This is a genomic window from Paenibacillus sp. GQ49 (assembly GCF_059759055.1).
On the sequence record NZ_JCAXEL010000014.1, the window covers coordinates 167,039 to 183,953 of the forward strand.

Below are 16,915 nucleotides of genomic sequence, written 5' to 3' on the forward strand. Positions count from 1 at the left end.
ATTACCTCAACTTAAGCTGATGTCAAAAGATCAAATCGATGCCGTCTCCTCAAAATGAGTATAGCTTAGTGCATGCAGTTCCTTAGAATATACTGACATAGGGATACAGCATTACTTACATGAATAGAAATTTTCTCTTTGCATCAAATTTCTTATATGGTTGGTCATTAGTGTAGATGTTATGGTGTAAAACGTTTTGCTTCACTATCTTCAGGATAGTTTAATCCATGCGGTGTATAGCTAATGAGTTCAATTAACATTCCCCATGGTGCACGCCCATACACAAAACGACCTGTTCCATCTTCAACATCTCCTAACAATTCACCGGGATCATTTAATAACTCTCCACCTGCTTCAACAAATGCTTTAGCTGCTTCTTTAATGTCATCCACATAGAAACCAAAATGTTGAACACCCAAGTCAGAAGCAATTGACGGTTTCCGTTGATCCGTATCGGCATAATTAAATAGTTCGATACTAGCGCTATTATTGAAAGAAAGCAAACGCATATGGATAACTTTGGTTCCTTTTTTTAGACCTAATGTTTTCTCTACATTTGGTCCAGCTAAAGGCTCATCATCTAATTTTTTATTATCATAAGCAATTTTAGCGTCAAAAGCCTTTTTAAAGAAAATTGTTGCTTCTTCGATATCGGGCACGGTTACTCCAATATGATCGATTCCTCTTGTAATATTTTTCACGTTTTATTTCTCCCTTTATTTAAATTTGTTTTTATTCTTAGCTATGAAGCAAAGTCATATGCAGATAAGACTAAATCTTTAACGAATACCTCTAGAATACTGAAAAGGCGCTTCCACTTTCTTTGTTGTCGTTTTGATCGCATGCAATGTCCAATAAGGATCATTCAACATTCCTCTCGCCACCGCAACCAGATCTGCATCACCATTTGCAATAGTTGCTTGAGCAAGTTCAGCATTTTCAAGCTTTCCTACAGCAATCACAGGAAGACCAAGACGATCCTTAAACATTCTTGCAAAAGGTATTTGGTAACCAGGCGTGTTTAATGGCTTCAATTTGCCTGGAATTCCTTCACCACCGCTAGAAATATGGAAAATGTCTACACCTGCAGCTTTAAATCTTTCTCCCATATTCAATGCATGTTCAATGTCATACCCGTCATCAATGTATTCAATTGCAGAAAGTCTCATAATCAGGGGCATATTTTTAGGCATGACACTTTTCACCGCTTGAATGACCTCTACACCAAATTTCGAAAGGTCTGTTCCATATACATCTTTTCTGATATTAATACTGGGTGACATAAACTGATGAAGCAAATACCCATGAGCACCATGAAGTTCGATGGTATCAAACCCTGCTTCAACTGCACGTCTAGCAGCATCCTTAAATTGACTAATTACTCGATTAATCTCTTCGATCATTAAAGCTCTGGGGAGTTTTAACTCCCCATATTTCGTCTCTTCAGGTAGCGCTCCACCTTGAACAGAGGACGGCGCTACTGGTTGAATAGCATCCTCTGCCTTTCTGCCGGCATGCCCAATCTGTATACCTATCTTAGATCCATGCTTCTGGACTTCAGAGACGAGACGTTGATATGTAGGAATTTGATCATCGGACCACAGACCAAGATCACCATCTGTTATTCTTCCATCAGGATCAACTCCGGTCATTTCTACAATGATTAGTCCTGTTCCACCAACAGCTCTGGAAGCATAGTGCACAAAATGCCAATCATTGGGTACGCCATCTTTTAGTTCAACAGAATATTGACACATCGGAGCCATGACAATTCTATTTTTGAGTTCCAGGTTCTTTAGTTTGAAAGGTGTGGATAAATTATTCATTTTAAAATTACCTCCAATATTATTTGTTTGCACATGCAAATAATATCACTCGATTCTCTTCTTGTCAAAACAGTAGTCATTTCATTAAAGCCATACCAAGCTTTCCTGCCCGTTAGCTTAATGAATTAACGAGGAAAAGAACCGATTAGTTATATGTCTAATCGGTAATCGGACCATGTTCTTGTCCAATATGGTAATTGGTTCAAGTTCTTTTCCCTCTAGTCTTTTAAAATAGCATTCGTACTAAGGACCGGTTCATAATGGAGTCGATGAGGTGAAGATGTCATTTCGCCGCAGGCCTGAAAACGGTGTTGGACTAATCATGACAGAATCGAGACTTTTACGGTGAAGCTTACGAGGCAAGGTCAATGATTACTCTCAACAAGAAATAGTCAAAATTGTTGATGCCTTCGTACAGGCGGAAGCCAATGCCAAAGTATTGGCTTCGACAGTATCGAGCTTCACGAAGCTCATGGTACTTGATCGGTCAGTTCTTATGGAAGAAAACAAATACGTGTACTGACCAATACGGCGGGGGCCTGAGTTGTTACATTCCGCCTGCCGGCAATAAAATTTCCGGTGAAGTGTGATTATAAAGAAAAAAGGCAAGTCAATTCAACCTTTATGGGAGGCTACTTAACATGAAAACAGAAAAGATTATTGAATCCGTAGCGGCAACCAACTTCGAGGACAAGACAGCGATCTCCGACGTCCTGATCCGCTACTCGACAGCGATCGACCGCAAAGACTGGTCGCTGTACCGCACCTGCTTCACTGACGACGTCCAGGCCGACTTCCCCACGGGCGCATGGAACAATCTTGAGGACCTCGCCTCCTTCAATGAGGAATGGCACGCTAACCTGGGCCTGACCGTGCACCACGTCAGCAACATCGCCATCATGATCAACGGCGATAAGGCCACTTCCCGGTGCTACGGCAACGCCAACATCCAGACCAGTCGCGAGAACCCCGAAAAGGTCCTCAACCTCCACGGGATCTACGAGGACACCCTTGTGCGCACCCCGAACGGCTGGAAGATCTCCCAGCGCACCGCCAAGGTTGTATCGGCGGTGCTCTATGAGTCCACCGTTCTGGAGCTCGTCTCCAAGCCATAAGCCCTGCCAGCAGTGACTCCGTACGGCCCTCCAGGCGTTGCATCCGCCCGGAGGGCCGTAGGTGTTCCCTTCCGCGCAGTGCCGAGCGTGGAGACCGGAACATTTCTATTAGGAAAGCAAACTGCCGTTAAAAATGCGGTGCCTCTAAACCGCGTTCTCGGAGGTGTTGACCTCAATGTATTCCGCAACTCTGCAGTAATCATTGGCAAATTTCAGCTTCACGCTTATATTAAAGCTCGTGGATAGTCAAAAAATAGTAAAAAAACACCTTCTAAGGGAAATCCCCGAAAGGTGTCGAATGGAAAATGGGCGAAAAAGATTCTGTTTTTTTTGAGTTTTTTTGAAGCTATAACGGATGAAGGTTTCAGCTACCCCGGTGATTAAAATAAGGTGAGAGTCCTTCCATCAACCGATACAAAACCCTTGCGCGCATAAAAAGGCCTCCAATTGCATTACTGCCATCGGAAGGTCCTTTTATGCGCGCATTTAGTCACCTACCATAATCTTTCAATTTTTGGCAGTTGCATGTCGTTTATATAAATCGGCCGATTTAATCAAATTGCAATAAGATTATTGTCAATCTTCTGTGTGGACAAGTCCTGAATCACATATCTCGTTTGCGGTATACAATCACAGCGATCAAGATTGCAGCAAGTGTCCATGTGATCAGAAGGATGCTCCCTTGCAGAGGGGTGAGCACACCGGCATTATCAGGTTGCGGAAACCACATAACAAATCCTGCGGTGTCAGGAAGAGACTTCGCCAAAAATGTCTGGTCTCATAAGAGTGGGCCAGCGATGAAGTAATAACCGAGCACGACAGCAATCTAGGGCAGTGTAAACATGGCCTTTTGCAGGCGTATGAGCCGTCGAAGGCCATAGAAGAACGCTCCTGAAACGAAAACAAATACGGTAATGATGATTACAATAGAAATCCGTATAGCTTGATAATGATCCGATATGTCAGAGTCCGTTTGATTTGAAGAGGGATATACTCCGATTGCCATGATAATGATGATGAGCGAAAGCAGAACAAGGATCAAATAATGAACCGATTTCCTGATTATCTTCAATATACAAAACAGTTTTCGCTTTCATATACGTACTCCTCAATTCTCTTGATATCGCTCATCAACACGCTTTTTGCGTCTTTTGGAATCGACCACGAACGTCCAACTTAAACCGTTCCGTCAATCCGTTTTTCTTCACAAAGTTTTTGTATTCTACGTTCCGAAATGTCCCATTTAATTGCTACCTCTCGAACCCAAATATGACAAAGGACACTATCAATCTTCAGCGTACATTAAGGCAATTATATACGAATTAATATTAATCTGCTTAAAATGCGTATGTTATGGCTCGGGGTGCTTCCCTTGGTTCGGACGGCAGTTTCGGAGACGGTGCTGCCTGCTGTGCCTGTTCCGTCGATTTTGCGGAAATGGAACTTCCGCCGCCAATCCCGGCCGGCTGTTTCTGTTTGGTTCGCTCATCCGTTTTTGCAGCTTTCGGTGCTTTTTCCTGCTTAATAGAGCGGAGAGGCTTCTTATCCACTTTTTCGACGGTCTTGCTCCGGCTGGTGGCGCTAAGCCACTACCAAAACAATAAGACACAGGCAGCCACACGACTGTGGATACTTTTATAATGCCATTTAAAAGTGTTGAATTAAACTCAGTTGCGTAAAAGCTTCCGGATTGAAATCAGTAAATATATTTAAAGAAGGAAGATCATTTGTAGCTCAATGCGGTGCACTCTGCTCTGAATTTCATCATGAACCATGCAACTACTCCTTCACCGAACCGAGTGTAATCCCGTGGATGAAAAAGCGCTGTAGGAAAGGGTAAACAATCAGTACGGGGAGCATGGCGATGAAAATTTTCGCGGCATTCAGTGTTTGATTGGACAACTCATTCATCCGTTTATACTGGTCTTCTGTCATGTTGGACGCGTCGATGACCACGACAAATTGCTGGATTAACGTTTGCAGCGGATACTGATCCTGCCCTGAAGTCAGCACCAGACCATGAAAGAACTCGTTCCAGTGGTACACGATGGTGAACAACGTTACCGTGGCCAGTACGGGCACGGCCAGCGGTACATAAATGGTGATCAACATTCGCCACGGTCCGGCCCCGTCCACGAGCGCAGCCTCGTCGAGCTCCTTGGGCAAATTGCGGAAATAGTTCACGATCAAAATGACGTTAAATACCGGCACTCCCCCGCCAAGCACAAGTGCCCAAATGGTATCATAAAGCCCGATGGCCTTTACGGTCATATACCAGGGAATCAACCCCCCGTTGAACAGCAGTGTGAACACAAGAATCCACATAAACACGTTGCGCATGTGAAATTCGCGCGGGCTTCTGGAGAGCGGATAAGCCATCATTGTCGTCACGATGAACGTGATTGTCGCACCAAGCACAACCCGTTGTATGGAAATCCAGAAGGAATTGAAAAAGGAACGGTCTCCGATAATTTGCTGGTATGAATTGAGGTTGAAGCCAACGGGCCATAACCATACTTTCCCGGCAGCAGCAGCCGATTTTTCACTTAAAGACACGGCCAGCGTATACCAGAGAGGCAATATGCACAGGAACGCGATCAGGAGCAGCACGACCAGCAGCGTGACATCGAATACTCTGGATCGCAGCGTCGTTTCTCTTATCATCTCGCTCGACTCCTTCTCATTGTCAGAATATGCGGTAATTGGCGAACTTCGAAGCAAGCAGGTACGAGACGATGATGAGCACAAAACTGACCACCGATTTCAGCAACCCAACCGCGGTTGCGAGTCCATACTGCATGTTCAGCAGACCTTCTCGGTATACCCAGGTATCGATAATGTCGCCCGTCGAGTACAGCAGCGGATTGTACAGATTGAAAATTTGATCAAAACCTGCGTTGAGCACGTTTCCCAAACTTAGCACAGCCAAGAGCACGATCGTAGTTCGCAAGCCAGGTAAAGTCACGTGCCAGATTCTGCGCATCCGGGTTGCTCCATCAATCGAAGCAGCTTCGTACAGGGATGGGCTGATGCCCGTCAGCGCTGCCAGATAGATGATCGTGTTGAAACCGAACTCCTTCCATACATCACTGCCTACGAGAATAAACGGGAACAGGTCTGCACGGGCAAAGAACAGCACCGGTTCAATCCCCAGCAAGTTGAGTAGTCCATTGACAGGACCCGTATACGAAAACACATCGAGCAATATGCCAGACAAAATAACCCAAGACAAAAAGTGCGGAAGGTATACGATCGTTTGAACCCAACGCTTGACCACCATAAGACGCAATTCATTGAGCATAATCGCAAAGATCAACGGCACGATCAGATTGCCCGCAATTTTCATGACAGCAATGTAAACCGTATTAAAGAAAATGGTTTTGGTATCGTTCAGGCTGAACATATATTCGAAGTTTTCGAGCCCGATCCAGGTTGATTTCCAGATGCCTTGGCCCGGGTTGAAGTCTTGAAAGGCAATGGCAATCCCAAACATGGGAATAATGCTGATGAACAGCAGCCACACCATTCCGGGTAACAACATAATGTAATAATGTTTGATGAAACTTCGGTTTCGCATCCGGTGTTCCTCCCTTGCAATCTCCCATCCTGATTCTTTCAAGAAGAAGCGCCGGATGAATCCGGCGCTCTGGACAGCTGTCTACTTGACATATTCCTTGACTTCCTCGGTAATTCTGTCCCCGCCTTGCTTTTTCCAGTCGCTGACGAACGTATCGAACGTATCCAAAGGGGCGGCTCCCATAATGATCTTCAGGAAGGTTTCATCCTCCAGCTTCTTCAGGTTCGACCAGCGGCTTTCCATCGTGCGAGTCTGGGAATATAGAAGGCTGTATACCTTGTTGTAGTCCTGCTGCAAGGAAGATGATCCGACCAACAGCGAATAGATGCGGCTCCATACGCCAAGGTCTGCCTGAGGATCCCAGTACTGGATGTCCATATTGTCATACGGCTCTTTCTTTACCTTTTTGACATTCTGGATATCTGTCGCAAGCAGTTTGTAGCCCGGATCGGTAAAATCTTCAGGTTTTTTCGAGCCGGCGAGCACTTCCTGCAGCGCTTTCGCCGAATATTCGCTCTCATCCATATAGGACATCGGAACACGCAGCGGATAATGCCCTACAGGCACGGAGATATCGAATTTCGACTCGTCCCGAATGAGCAGGTTCAGCATTTTGATGACGGCTTCGGGATGCTCATATCCTTTGCGAACGACAACAAATACGGTAGAAGGAGCTCCCATGTGAGCGTTAAATTGTCCAGCGGCATCCAGCGGCAGCAGGTACGCTTGCCAGTTGGCATCAGGATTGTTTTTGATCGCATCGGGCAGCGGTCCGTATCCCATCCACCACGGAGCGAAGAAGATACCTGCGTTTCCATTGACTACAGGCTCGGATGCACTTTTACGTATGCCGAGTTCCTTGTCGATTAGCCCATTAGCATACATCTCGCGCAGTTTGGCGAGCGTCGCCTTCGTTTCGGGCAGAATGGAGCCGTAGACCGGGCTGCCTGAATCGTCTTCTAGCCAGTACCCAGGATATGCTTTGTACGCTCCAAAGATCGGATCAAGTCCATACGTGTTGTTCGTCGATTCCAAAAAATTGGCGTATAACCGGCCACCGTTCTGTTGTCCGGCAATACCGATCGTATCGTTCTGGCCATTGCCATCCGGGTCCTGTTCCACGAATGCTTTCGCAACCTTCTCCAGATCTTCCATTGTTTTTGGAGGTTCAAGTCCCAGCTTGTCGAGCCAGTCCTTGCGTATCCACATTTGGTGAACACCGTCAGAGTGTACTTGTATACTAGGAATAGCATACATTTTTCCGTCAAATGTCACCGCCTCGGCCGATACACCGTTCGTTTTTTCCATATAACTTTTCATGGCCGGAGAAGCATATCGATTAAATGCATCGGTAAGGTCCTCCAGCTGGCCAGCCTTCACCATCGCCCGCAATTGGGTATCCTTGACCACGAGCGCATCGGGCAAATCATTACTTGAAATCGCCAGGTTTACTTTCTGCTCATAGTTCGTTCCGGTGGCCGCCTGCCAGGTTACCTTGGTATCGATGTTCAGATTGTCCTTCACATAACGAGAATACTGGTTATTCTCCGGCGTATCTCCGGCAGGCAAACTTTTGTCCGTTGGATCGACCTCTTTGCCATACGTCAGGGTAATCGCCTGTTCATACTTGCCGAACGGATCGGCCGGCCCTTCTTCAGCAGCGCCAGGCGTGGTATTGTTTTCCGCCGTTCCGTTCTCCTTGTTGCCTGCGCTGCTGCAGGCGCTCGTGAATGTGAGTAACAACATCATCGCCACCATGACCATTTTTTTGCTCAAATGGATGCTCCCCCTTTAATGGAATGTCATTAGCGTCCAGCACCAACAATATAACACGGCCGGAAAACGTTTATGGATAGAGGGACGGACGAGAAACAGGCGGTCAAACGTCCGTTTTTGATAACGCTTACAATTCATTCGTCTCCCCTGACCTCCATCCGTCTACCCTCCTCTTGGTGCATTACGGTACTCGCTTGGCAGCATGCCGACCTGCTCCCGGAACATCCGGCTGAAGTACTTTTCGTCTGCATAACCCGTATGCTCGGCAATCCAGACAATCGGTTTGGCCGTTTGGGTCAAATAGTCCCGCGCCTTGTCAATCCGTACCTTGCGAAGATATTCATTAAAAGAATAACCGACCATTTCCTTAAAGCATTGATTGAAATAACTGCGGCTGAGATTGACCCGCTTCGAGACGTCGCTGGCGAATAACGGTTTCTGCAGCTCGTCATGAACAATTTTGACGGCAGTCAAAATGCTGCTGCTCACCTCCTTGCGAAGATACTGGCCGCCCGATAATACAAGCGCTTCTGCACGAAAGTCAGCCATCCATTCCACCACGTCTTGCCATGACGCAAAATGAACGGGCGTGGTCATTTCCGTTTGGACGATGTTTTTGAATGTTCGGTTCCAGTCTACGGTAACGCCGTATAGCAACTGCATCAATCGGGGCACGGGCAATCTCAAGGTCCTCATTTCTTGCAGCAGTTCATTCAAGTACCGCTCATCGTGAACCCAGCGAAAGGAGTGCAACTTGTCCTTTAGGCTCCCCTCTCCCGTTTCAACGAATGCCGATCCGGTTTGCTCACATTCGCAGATCGATTCGTTCAGTAATGGTGTACCTGTGTCAGCCCCCCCATAAAACAGCGTGTCCTTATCGGATTCTGATGCGGTATCGTCATTTAAACGTTTTCGCCTGTCCGTCAGAATACGGTCATGGATGCGCCCAAGCACTTCCTCGAACCGTTCCTTCTCCAGTTGTACTTTGGCAATGTAATCGATGGCGCCCAAACGTAGCGCTTCCTGAATGTATTCGAAATCCTGATGCAGCGTAAGAACAGCAATCGGCAATTCCGGGTATTGCTTGCGTGCGATACGGATTAACTCAATTCCTGACATGACAGGCATCGCCAGATCTGTAATCAATAAATCCACGCGGTTCTCTGATAAAAATTCAAGCGCTCTCTCGCCATTCCCCGCTTCGCCAATGACCTTCATTTCAAATGCATCCCACGGCATCGCAAGCATGAGCCCTTTGCGTACAAGTTGATCGTCATCGACGATCAGCACCTTGATCATGGTGATTCCTCCTCTTTGCATCGAATAGGCAGCTGTATGACAATCCAGGTACCTTTTCCCGGTTCGCTGGATACGTTCAGGCTGGCATGGCCTTCATAATAAGACTCCAGCATACGCTTGACATAATTCATGCCGATCCCCATTCCAACCCGATGACGTTCGGCCTGTTCTTGTTCCAGCAGCTCCTTGATCTTTTCTTCCGAGATGCCCCTGCCATTGTCCCTGATCGAGATTTCAAGCCGGCTGTTGTTCCTTCTTACTTCCACTTCAATCCTTCCCTTGTCGTCCAGCCCATGGTACAGGGAGTTTTCAACCAGCGGCTGCAGAATGAACCTCGGCACCGATACGTTAAGCAGTTCGTCATCGATGTGGATGCGAACATCGAATTGAAAATTATAGCGAATCTGCTGCAGAATGAGATACTGCCTGAGCGAATCCATCTCCTCACGGATGGTAGAGCTCTGACCGCCTTTACGCAAATTGTAATACAGCAACTTGTTCAACGAAGTTACGAGCCGGTCAATCTCCTCCTGTCCATTCATGACAGCCAGCCAATGAGCGGTATCCAGCGTATTCATCAGAAAATGCGGGTTGATTTGGTACAGCAGCTTTTCGATTTCCAGATCTGCCCTTCGCTTCTCTTTTAGCTCAACCTCGGAATATAACCTTGCAATGTGAGACTTCATCCGCCCGAACTGCGTCAGCAGCATTTCAAACTCTGGTATGCGGGAGTTTGCATCCACCACATCGAAGTTGCTGTCAAGCATCTGCTTCATCTCCCGATGAAATTGGGACAATGGCCGATATACCATTTTCCACAGCAACCAGCCGATCGCCAGGCTGACTGCGGCAAACAACACGGTTAACAGAAACATCTGCATCATCCAACGGTTCTTCTCCTGGTCGTAATCCGTTTTGGAAACAAGAGATACCACACTCCATCCCTGGTTGCTGTACTGCCTGTACCAGTAATAATCTGAGGTGATGCCCGAAGTTGCTGCGGCAGCTGCAGAATCCCGAGAACCAGGAAAAGTCGTGTTTTCGGGAAACATCTCTCCTAACTCGCTGTAAGAGACTCTCCCATGGTTATCCAAAATGAGATGAGCCGTGTTTTTGCTGACATCGTCCAGGTCAAGGATGCTTTGCGTTAGCTTAAACCCGGATTCAATGTACACATAGGCGTCCTCACGTTCAGGCAAATCCACCTTTCGCAGCGCGGAAAGAACGTATTGATCGTTAAACCTGTCGTTGCTGATATGGGGTCCGAAATACGTAATCCCGTAATAGCTGGCCATGATGGGCAGTTTCTCCGGATCGAATGAATCATTAACCCCCATCGTTTCAAAAAGATAAGTATCGTCTTCACGAAAATAGTACATGGACAGCCCGATATTGGGATTGGTAAACGCAATCAGGTTTAGCTGATATTTGATCTGGTCGGTCAAATAACTGCGGTCATAGGGTTGATCCGCAATCATGAGCTGTTCCAGCTGTTTGCCGATGCTTCCTTCGAAGGCAAGTTGCTGGGAGGCATGGTTCAGGTTGCTGAGCGTGTTTTCCAGGGACACCGTCACCTGTTTCAGATTGCTTTGGATGCCGGATTGCAGTTTGGTCGTCAGGATGGAATTGATCGTACGGTAGGATAGGTAGCAGGATAAAAGGAAAGGAATGAGGGCTACGACCGCAAAAAGCAGAAGAATTCGATTTTTCAGCGTGATTCGCTCCATACGGGACTTTCGTACATGGTCTGTTTTCATGCATTCATCTCCGCTTCCGGGTTTCAACATGCAGGGCATGACGGAAGGCCCCCGGTATACACCAGGGACCTCCTGACCTGCCAGTCTCGAAACCACGCGTTATGTTCAGTTGCCATGCAATGCCTTGAAACGTTGGGTTCGATTCGGTGACTCCCGCCTTAGTTACGCAGCCATACGCTCATTTCACCCGGTTCGCGGTTGCCCCATAAATAATAAGGGATGGCCGTGAAGCGTACCGGATTACGCGCCTTGCGGATCGGCTGGTACGGCTGATCCTCCGGCCATGCGGATCCGTCCGCGACCAATCCGTCACCCTCCACCACAACGCAACCGCCGAGCAAATCCGCGGCTTCCCGCTCCGTCAAATTGGCTGACTCTGCAATGGATAACGAGGCAAGCGGTGTTCTGTTATCCACCTCTTCCACGCAATAAACAAGGGGTCCGCGCTGAATGGCTGCCTTGCCAGCATCGGCCCGGATTTGCGGATGAGCTTCAATCAGCTTCGTTTCCAGTGGCAGCAGCCACTCCAGTGTATCTCCTTCCGACCAGAGTCGGTTGATATGTGCATAGCCGTTATTCACCGTAAACTTCTGTAATACACCATTGATACGAAGAACAGGCTGCCCGCTCTGGAACCAGTTGGGGACCCGCAGCGCGAGCGTAAAGGCAGCACCATTGGCACTTCCTGGAGCAAGCGAGACGTTGAAGTCAACTTTGCCGTTCCATGGGAGTTCGGATCGCTGACTAAGCGTGACTTCCCGGCCTTCGGCCGACGTAAACCGCACCGTGCTGCCAATGTACAAATGGACGTGAACTGCGTTCGCTTCCGAAGACATATCATAGATATAATCGTTCAGCGAGCTGAGCAAACGGGCCACGTTCGGCGGGCAGCAGGAACAGCCGAACCACTTCTGGCGGATCGGTTTCACATGATGCTTGTCCGGATTGCGTTTGCTGGCCTCTGGCCATACTTCAAGCGGATTGACGTAGAAAAAATGTTTGCCGTCCTTGGACATGCTGCCAAGCACGTTGTTGTACAGCGCGCGTTCCATGACATCCGCATATTCGCTTTTCGCTTCCAGGCGAAGCATCCGGCGTGCCCAAAAGATGAGTCCGATGGATGCACATGTCTCCGCGTACACCGCATCATTGGGCAGATCATAGTCAAAGGTGAACGCCTCGCCAAGATGCGTTGCTCCGACGCCGCCCGTAATGTACATCTGTTTGCGGGTCGTATTGGCCCACAGCCGTTCACACGCAGCGCTCAAGCTGTCATCATTCGTCAAGCGGGCGAGATCGGCCATTGCCGTATACATGTACACTGCTCGTACGGAGTGTCCGACCGCAGCTGTTTGTTCACGCACCGGAAGATGCGATTGATACATCTCCAGATGGGGTGAACTTTGCGACCAGATGCCCGTTCTGCCGCGCCGTTCCCATTCCTGGGTGAAATAACTCGGGCTGCTGCCCCGCTCATCGATGAAATATCGGCTCAGATTCAGGTAGCGTTCCTCCCCGGTTGCATGATACAGCTTGACGAGTGCCAGTTCAATCTCCTGGTGCCCGCAATATGCCCGCTTCTGGTTCTCCCCCGTGCCGAAAAGAGTATGGATCAGGTCGGCAAAGCGGCATGCAATGTCCAGTATCTTATGTTTGCCCGTCGCTTCGGCGTAAGCCACCGCGGCTTCAATCAGATGCCCGGCACAGTACAGTTCGTGGGCCTCATACAGGTTGGTCCACTCTTTACCCGGCTCTTTGATTGTGAAATAGGTGTTTATGTACCCATTATCATGCTGAGCCTGACCAATTAGATCGATCGCTCCGTCTGCGATGATCTCCAATTCGGGATCCGGGTGATTCCGCAGCGAATAAGCAACCGCTTCCAACCATTTATATAAATCGCTGTCCTGAAACACCCAGCCTCTGAATTCGCCCTGTTCCAGACCGGAAGCGATCCGGAAATTGCGTATCGCATAGCTCGGTTCTGCCCCTGTGATGCGATCGTTCAGCGCTTCCCATTGATAGGGAATGACCGTTTGGCGAACCAGCTCGGTATAGTCCTCCCAAAACTTGTCTCGGATGTGAACCTGTGTTGTCTGCATCTACCGTACCTCCTATTATAAAATTGACTCTTTACGAACTCAATTATATGCTTGGTACTACGGACTTAATAGCGATGGAATGAACCAATTTCTATAAAATTTAACACAGGCGAAGGGGCGTGAATGTTCTGGTGGAAGACACCATGATTGAGCTTCGGATCCCCCCGCTACCCTATTATCTGGGATCGGGCCGGACGGAATACAAAATCGGGGATCAACATCCCCACCGTAGCAATATCGGGGCGTATGATTTGCTGATCCTGGTTCGTGGGGAGATGTATATTGGCGAGAATGGAAAGCATTGGGTGCTAACAGAAGGGGACATGTTGCTTTTGCTGCCTGATGCGGAACATTATCCTGTCCAGCCCTGCGAGCAGGATACCGTTTTTTACTGGGTGCATTTTGAGCATGCACCCAGACAGGATGCTTTTCCGGCAGAGCAAACGGAGAACAATCCATCACCCTATTCAACCAGGCCATTCATTAATCCTCATACCCTGCGATTGCCGAAGTACTGGCATTTGCCTGACTCACGGACGGTGTTTGGCATGGTGGAGCAGCTGCTGGTTCAGCCGCCAGCCCTTTCCTTTTGGCAGGAGCAGCAGCTGCTTGGCGAGTTGCTTGGTTCGCTTGAAGAAGGAAGCTTCGGGAGGACGAATTCCGTGGCTTCCAGACTAGCCGAACGCACTGCGGCGTATCTTCAGGTCAACTATCGGGAGAAAATCACCAATGATGCGATTGCATCTGCTCTCCATTTTCATCCAAATTATATCGTAAGATGCATGAAAGCGAGATACGACTGCACACCATCAGATTACCTTCAACAGTATAGGCTGGAGCGGGCCAAGCGTCTCCTGGTAACCACCGATTGGTCCATTGACCGGGTCGCCGAGGAAGTAGGTTTTCGCTACTCTCCCTATTTTTCGTCCTGCTTCAAGCGCGAATTTGGCCTTTCTCCACTGAAATTCCGCAGACAATATTTGAAATGAAAAGAAGGGATTCATTCGATATGGTGCTCATAGCCCCGTCAAGTAGACAGTGAAAAAAAAGATTTTAAGCTGCGGCCGTTTCCCGGCATTCCACCGGGGAACGGTCTTAGTCTTTTCTGGAATCGATTCTGGTTATAGAACAGAGTATATTCGCTCACTTGCTGCTATTTTCTCGGTCTTTAAAAGAGAGAAGAAAAGACTCGGTACAGCATTGTCCAAGCAATTCCCACGCCTGGAGTGACTTCCTAGCATGCCGAGTTGTTTCAATTTGTTCAATATATAACCGTGACAGATATATGTAAAAAGGCTGGGGTTGCCAGAGTTACGTTCTACAAATATTATAGTACGACCAATGATGTCATGCGAGCAACTGTTGACAACCGAGTAGATTATTTCGCAAAAAGAATTGCTGGCCAGGATCCTCATACAGATCTACAAATCATAATAGAATATGTGATTGAAGTACTCGACTACTCTGAAGAAATTCTTGAAAATATTACAAATTCAAACATGTCAGGAATTCTTCTTGATTATATTAATTATGGCATCGAAATCATGACTCAGGAGGATGTAAAAAACAATAAAATCAGCAGAACTCAGGTGTTATTTTTGGCTGGAGGAGTTTTTAATATTATTCATGATTGGGTTAAAAGAGGCTCAAAGGAATCTCCGCAGCTGCTCGCACAAGAACTGATCAAACTAATTCCAAATACATTGATGGAATAAACCAATAGCTAAACGCGAAGTGCCCCCGTAAAGTTAGACAGATTATATCATTAGGCAACTTGCTGGGCATGAATCCGGTACCGTACAGGACTCATGCCTCTTAGTTTTGCCTTAATGCGTTTGTTGTTGTAATAATCGATGTATTTGGATAGCTCTTGTTTAAAATGTGAGACATTTTCAAATTCCTTTAAATACAGAAACTCGGAGTTCATGATGCCAAAGAAGTTCTCCATGACGGCGTTATCGTAGCAGTTGCCTTTACGGGACATACTTTGTGTGATGCCGCGTTCTTCAAGGGCATGACGATACGGTCTCATCTGATAGTGCCAGCCTTGATCCGAATGAATAAGGACTATATCTTCATCTGTTAAACTGCTTGATCTAACATCGTGGAAACAAGCGAATAGACCGGTTTGAACCAATCGTATATGTAATGATTTCTCTGTTATATAGATCAAGTATGGGAGATAAATATAGTTTTTCTCGGAACAATTTAAACTCTGTACTGTCCGTAACCCACTTCTCGTTTGGCCTTTCAGCGTAGAAATTTCGTTCTAATAGGTTCGGTGCAATTTTGCCAATCGTCCCTTTATACGAACGATATTTCTTCATACGTACCAAACACTTTAATCCCAATACCTTCATCAAACGCTGTACCTTTTTATGATTCACATGGTGTCCACGATTGATTAACTCGTCGCGAATACGACGATATCCATAGCGTCCCGCATGCTCCTTATAAATCGCTTGGATCATGTCTTTTAGCTCTGAGTCCTTGTCTGGCGTACCCAACGCTTTTACCACGTAATAATACGTGCTACGAGGGATATTTGCTAGCTGTAGAAGTGCTTTCACCGAAAATTCGTTCCTTAGTTCATAGACTACTTGAGCTTTGTCTTGTTTGGTGATTTTTCCTTGCTTTACTAAATCTTACACGTAGCAACGTAAGTATTATTTGAAAATTAATTATAGGCTTTTCTGATTGAATATTTAACACTGGGCTCGTCAAATTAACAATCAACCCACCTTCTAAAAAGCGCCTGACTTCTTCAGCTAATTGATCTTTCATGATCTCTATAGTTACCACGAGACGCTCGCCCGTACCTTCATGATACATACCAGAAATCGGATAGTCTGGCAAACTGTCGATATACGAAGACATCGAGAAAGGGAGAATCCCTTCCGAGAGCCAATTCCCAGTCCGATCGAAGAGACGAGGATATTGCTATTGCCCAAAATTCTGTGATCTTGTTCGAACAAACGATTCCCGTTCTTATCTCTCTTAATGTAAGGGAGCAATCCCTCCTTCTCGTAAAAACGAATCGTATGAGCTGGGCAACCAAGCCGCTCTGAAGCTTCTTTGATCGTGAATGCCATTGGCCGGATCGCTCCTTATCGGTTATTTTCAGACGGAATCGGCTGCTGGTTGCTCTCATCCTAGACCTTAAAGTACACTTTAAGGCAAGCGTTATTTTGGGAGACAGCTGTTAACGTCTGAACTACTGGTTATCATTATAATGCCCATCATTGACCCCTGTTTAGGGGGGGGGGGGCTGTGAAAACTGGAGCTATAATAGAGGCACCTTCGGCGTCAAAATACGCACAATGTTCGTTCCAATATCGTTTATTTTCGAATCCTTCTTGCTTACTCAATGGACACTTCGTGCATCCGAGTGTTCTACCAAACAGAAGTCGGCACTAAAAAGAGAAAAAGGCAGCTGGATTAAATACTCGCTGCCTAAACTAAA

13 protein-coding genes and 2 pseudogenes are annotated in these 16,915 nt (G+C 47.0%); 3 read left to right on the top strand and 12 right to left on the bottom strand.

The window, feature by feature from the left end:
• Window positions 1-179: 179 nt before the first annotated feature.
• Window positions 180-701, bottom strand: coding sequence for a VOC family protein (locus AC6CIF_RS22135; RefSeq protein WP_498201570.1), 522 nt, complete (start codon window positions 699-701; stop codon window positions 180-182).
• A gap of 78 nt (window positions 702-779) precedes the next feature.
• Window positions 780-1,826, bottom strand: coding sequence for an NADH:flavin oxidoreductase/NADH oxidase (locus AC6CIF_RS22140; RefSeq protein ID WP_498201571.1), 1,047 nt, complete (start codon window positions 1,824-1,826; stop codon window positions 780-782).
• Between the two features lie 641 nt (window positions 1,827-2,467).
• On the opposite strand from AC6CIF_RS22140, the gene AC6CIF_RS22145 reads away from it, so the two are divergent.
• Window positions 2,468-2,941: a nuclear transport factor 2 family protein gene (locus AC6CIF_RS22145; protein ID WP_498201572.1), complete on the top strand. Its 474-nt coding sequence runs from the start codon at window positions 2,468-2,470 to the stop codon at window positions 2,939-2,941.
• A gap of 604 nt (window positions 2,942-3,545) precedes the next feature.
• Here the strand turns inward: AC6CIF_RS22145 and AC6CIF_RS22150 are convergent.
• The 8 genes from AC6CIF_RS22150 to AC6CIF_RS22185 all read right to left on the bottom strand — a co-directional run bounded on the left by AC6CIF_RS22150 (window position 3,546) and on the right by AC6CIF_RS22185 (window position 13,452).
• Complete coding sequence (locus AC6CIF_RS22150; RefSeq protein ID WP_498201573.1) at window positions 3,546-3,671, bottom strand: hypothetical protein; 126 nt, start codon at window positions 3,669-3,671, stop codon at window positions 3,546-3,548.
• Between the two features lie 607 nt (window positions 3,672-4,278).
• On the bottom strand, window positions 4,279-4,491 hold the full coding sequence (locus tag AC6CIF_RS22155) for a hypothetical protein (protein WP_498201574.1): 213 nt from the start codon (window positions 4,489-4,491) through the stop codon (window positions 4,279-4,281).
• Window positions 4,492-4,720: 229 nt separating this feature from the next.
• Complete coding sequence (locus AC6CIF_RS22160) at window positions 4,721-5,605, bottom strand: carbohydrate ABC transporter permease (protein WP_498201586.1); 885 nt, start codon at window positions 5,603-5,605, stop codon at window positions 4,721-4,723.
• Between the two features lie 22 nt (window positions 5,606-5,627).
• Window positions 5,628-6,518: an ABC transporter permease gene (locus AC6CIF_RS22165; protein ID WP_498201575.1), complete on the bottom strand. Its 891-nt coding sequence runs from the start codon at window positions 6,516-6,518 to the stop codon at window positions 5,628-5,630.
• Window positions 6,519-6,599: 81 nt separating this feature from the next.
• The gene (locus AC6CIF_RS22170) at window positions 6,600-8,282 is read right to left on the bottom strand and encodes an extracellular solute-binding protein (protein WP_498201587.1); all 1,683 of its coding nucleotides are present in this window, start codon (window positions 8,280-8,282) and stop codon (window positions 6,600-6,602) included.
• 174 nt (window positions 8,283-8,456) lie between these two features.
• Window positions 8,457-9,593: a response regulator gene (locus tag AC6CIF_RS22175; RefSeq protein WP_498201576.1), complete on the bottom strand. Its 1,137-nt coding sequence runs from the start codon at window positions 9,591-9,593 to the stop codon at window positions 8,457-8,459.
• Window positions 9,590-11,350, bottom strand: coding sequence for a sensor histidine kinase (locus AC6CIF_RS22180; protein WP_498201577.1), 1,761 nt, complete (start codon window positions 11,348-11,350; stop codon window positions 9,590-9,592). Before AC6CIF_RS22180 ends, AC6CIF_RS22175 begins: the two co-directional genes overlap by 4 nt.
• Before the next feature lie 158 nt (window positions 11,351-11,508).
• Window positions 11,509-13,452 (bottom strand): glycoside hydrolase family 127 protein, encoded by a 1,944-nt coding sequence (locus AC6CIF_RS22185; protein WP_498201578.1) that lies wholly within the window; start codon window positions 13,450-13,452, stop codon window positions 11,509-11,511.
• Between the two features lie 143 nt (window positions 13,453-13,595).
• On the opposite strand from AC6CIF_RS22185, the gene AC6CIF_RS22190 reads away from it, so the two are divergent.
• Both AC6CIF_RS22190 and AC6CIF_RS22195 read left to right on the top strand, forming a co-directional pair.
• Entirely contained in the window at window positions 13,596-14,441 is an 846-nt protein-coding gene (locus AC6CIF_RS22190) for a helix-turn-helix transcriptional regulator (RefSeq protein ID WP_498201579.1), read from the top strand.
• A gap of 258 nt (window positions 14,442-14,699) precedes the next feature.
• Window positions 14,700-15,167: a TetR/AcrR family transcriptional regulator gene (locus tag AC6CIF_RS22195; protein WP_498201580.1), complete on the top strand. Its 468-nt coding sequence runs from the start codon at window positions 14,700-14,702 to the stop codon at window positions 15,165-15,167.
• Window positions 15,168-15,217: 50 nt separating this feature from the next.
• On the opposite strand, the pseudogene AC6CIF_RS22200 reads toward AC6CIF_RS22195, so the two are convergent.
• A pseudogene (locus AC6CIF_RS22200) lies at window positions 15,218-16,088 on the bottom strand (IS3 family transposase); the annotation flags it as partial.
• Between the two features lie 324 nt (window positions 16,089-16,412).
• Window positions 16,413-16,544: pseudogene (locus AC6CIF_RS22205) on the bottom strand (MerR family DNA-binding transcriptional regulator); the annotation flags it as partial.
• Window positions 16,545-16,915 lie beyond the last annotated feature (371 nt).

Coding starts and splice junctions, on each gene's coding strand:
- AC6CIF_RS22140 (WP_498201571.1), bottom strand. CDS start 1,826: ATGAATAATTTATCCACACCTTTCAAACTAAAGAACCTGGAACTCAAA.
- AC6CIF_RS22145 (WP_498201572.1), top strand. CDS start 2,468: ATGAAAACAGAAAAGATTATTGAATCCGTAGCGGCAACCAACTTCGAG.
- AC6CIF_RS22150 (WP_498201573.1), bottom strand. CDS start 3,671: ATGTGGTTTCCGCAACCTGATAATGCCGGTGTGCTCACCCCTCTGCAA.
- AC6CIF_RS22160 (WP_498201586.1), bottom strand. CDS start 5,605: ATGATAAGAGAAACGACGCTGCGATCCAGAGTATTCGATGTCACGCTG.
- AC6CIF_RS22165 (WP_498201575.1), bottom strand. CDS start 6,518: ATGCGAAACCGAAGTTTCATCAAACATTATTACATTATGTTGTTACCC.
- AC6CIF_RS22170 (WP_498201587.1), bottom strand. CDS start 8,282: ATGGTCATGGTGGCGATGATGTTGTTACTCACATTCACGAGCGCCTGC.
- AC6CIF_RS22175 (WP_498201576.1), bottom strand. CDS start 9,593: ATGATCAAGGTGCTGATCGTCGATGACGATCAACTTGTACGCAAAGGG.
- AC6CIF_RS22180 (WP_498201577.1), bottom strand. CDS start 11,350: ATGAAAACAGACCATGTACGAAAGTCCCGTATGGAGCGAATCACGCTG.
- AC6CIF_RS22185 (WP_498201578.1), bottom strand. CDS start 13,452: ATGCAGACAACACAGGTTCACATCCGAGACAAGTTTTGGGAGGACTAT.
- AC6CIF_RS22190 (WP_498201579.1), top strand. CDS start 13,596: ATGATTGAGCTTCGGATCCCCCCGCTACCCTATTATCTGGGATCGGGC.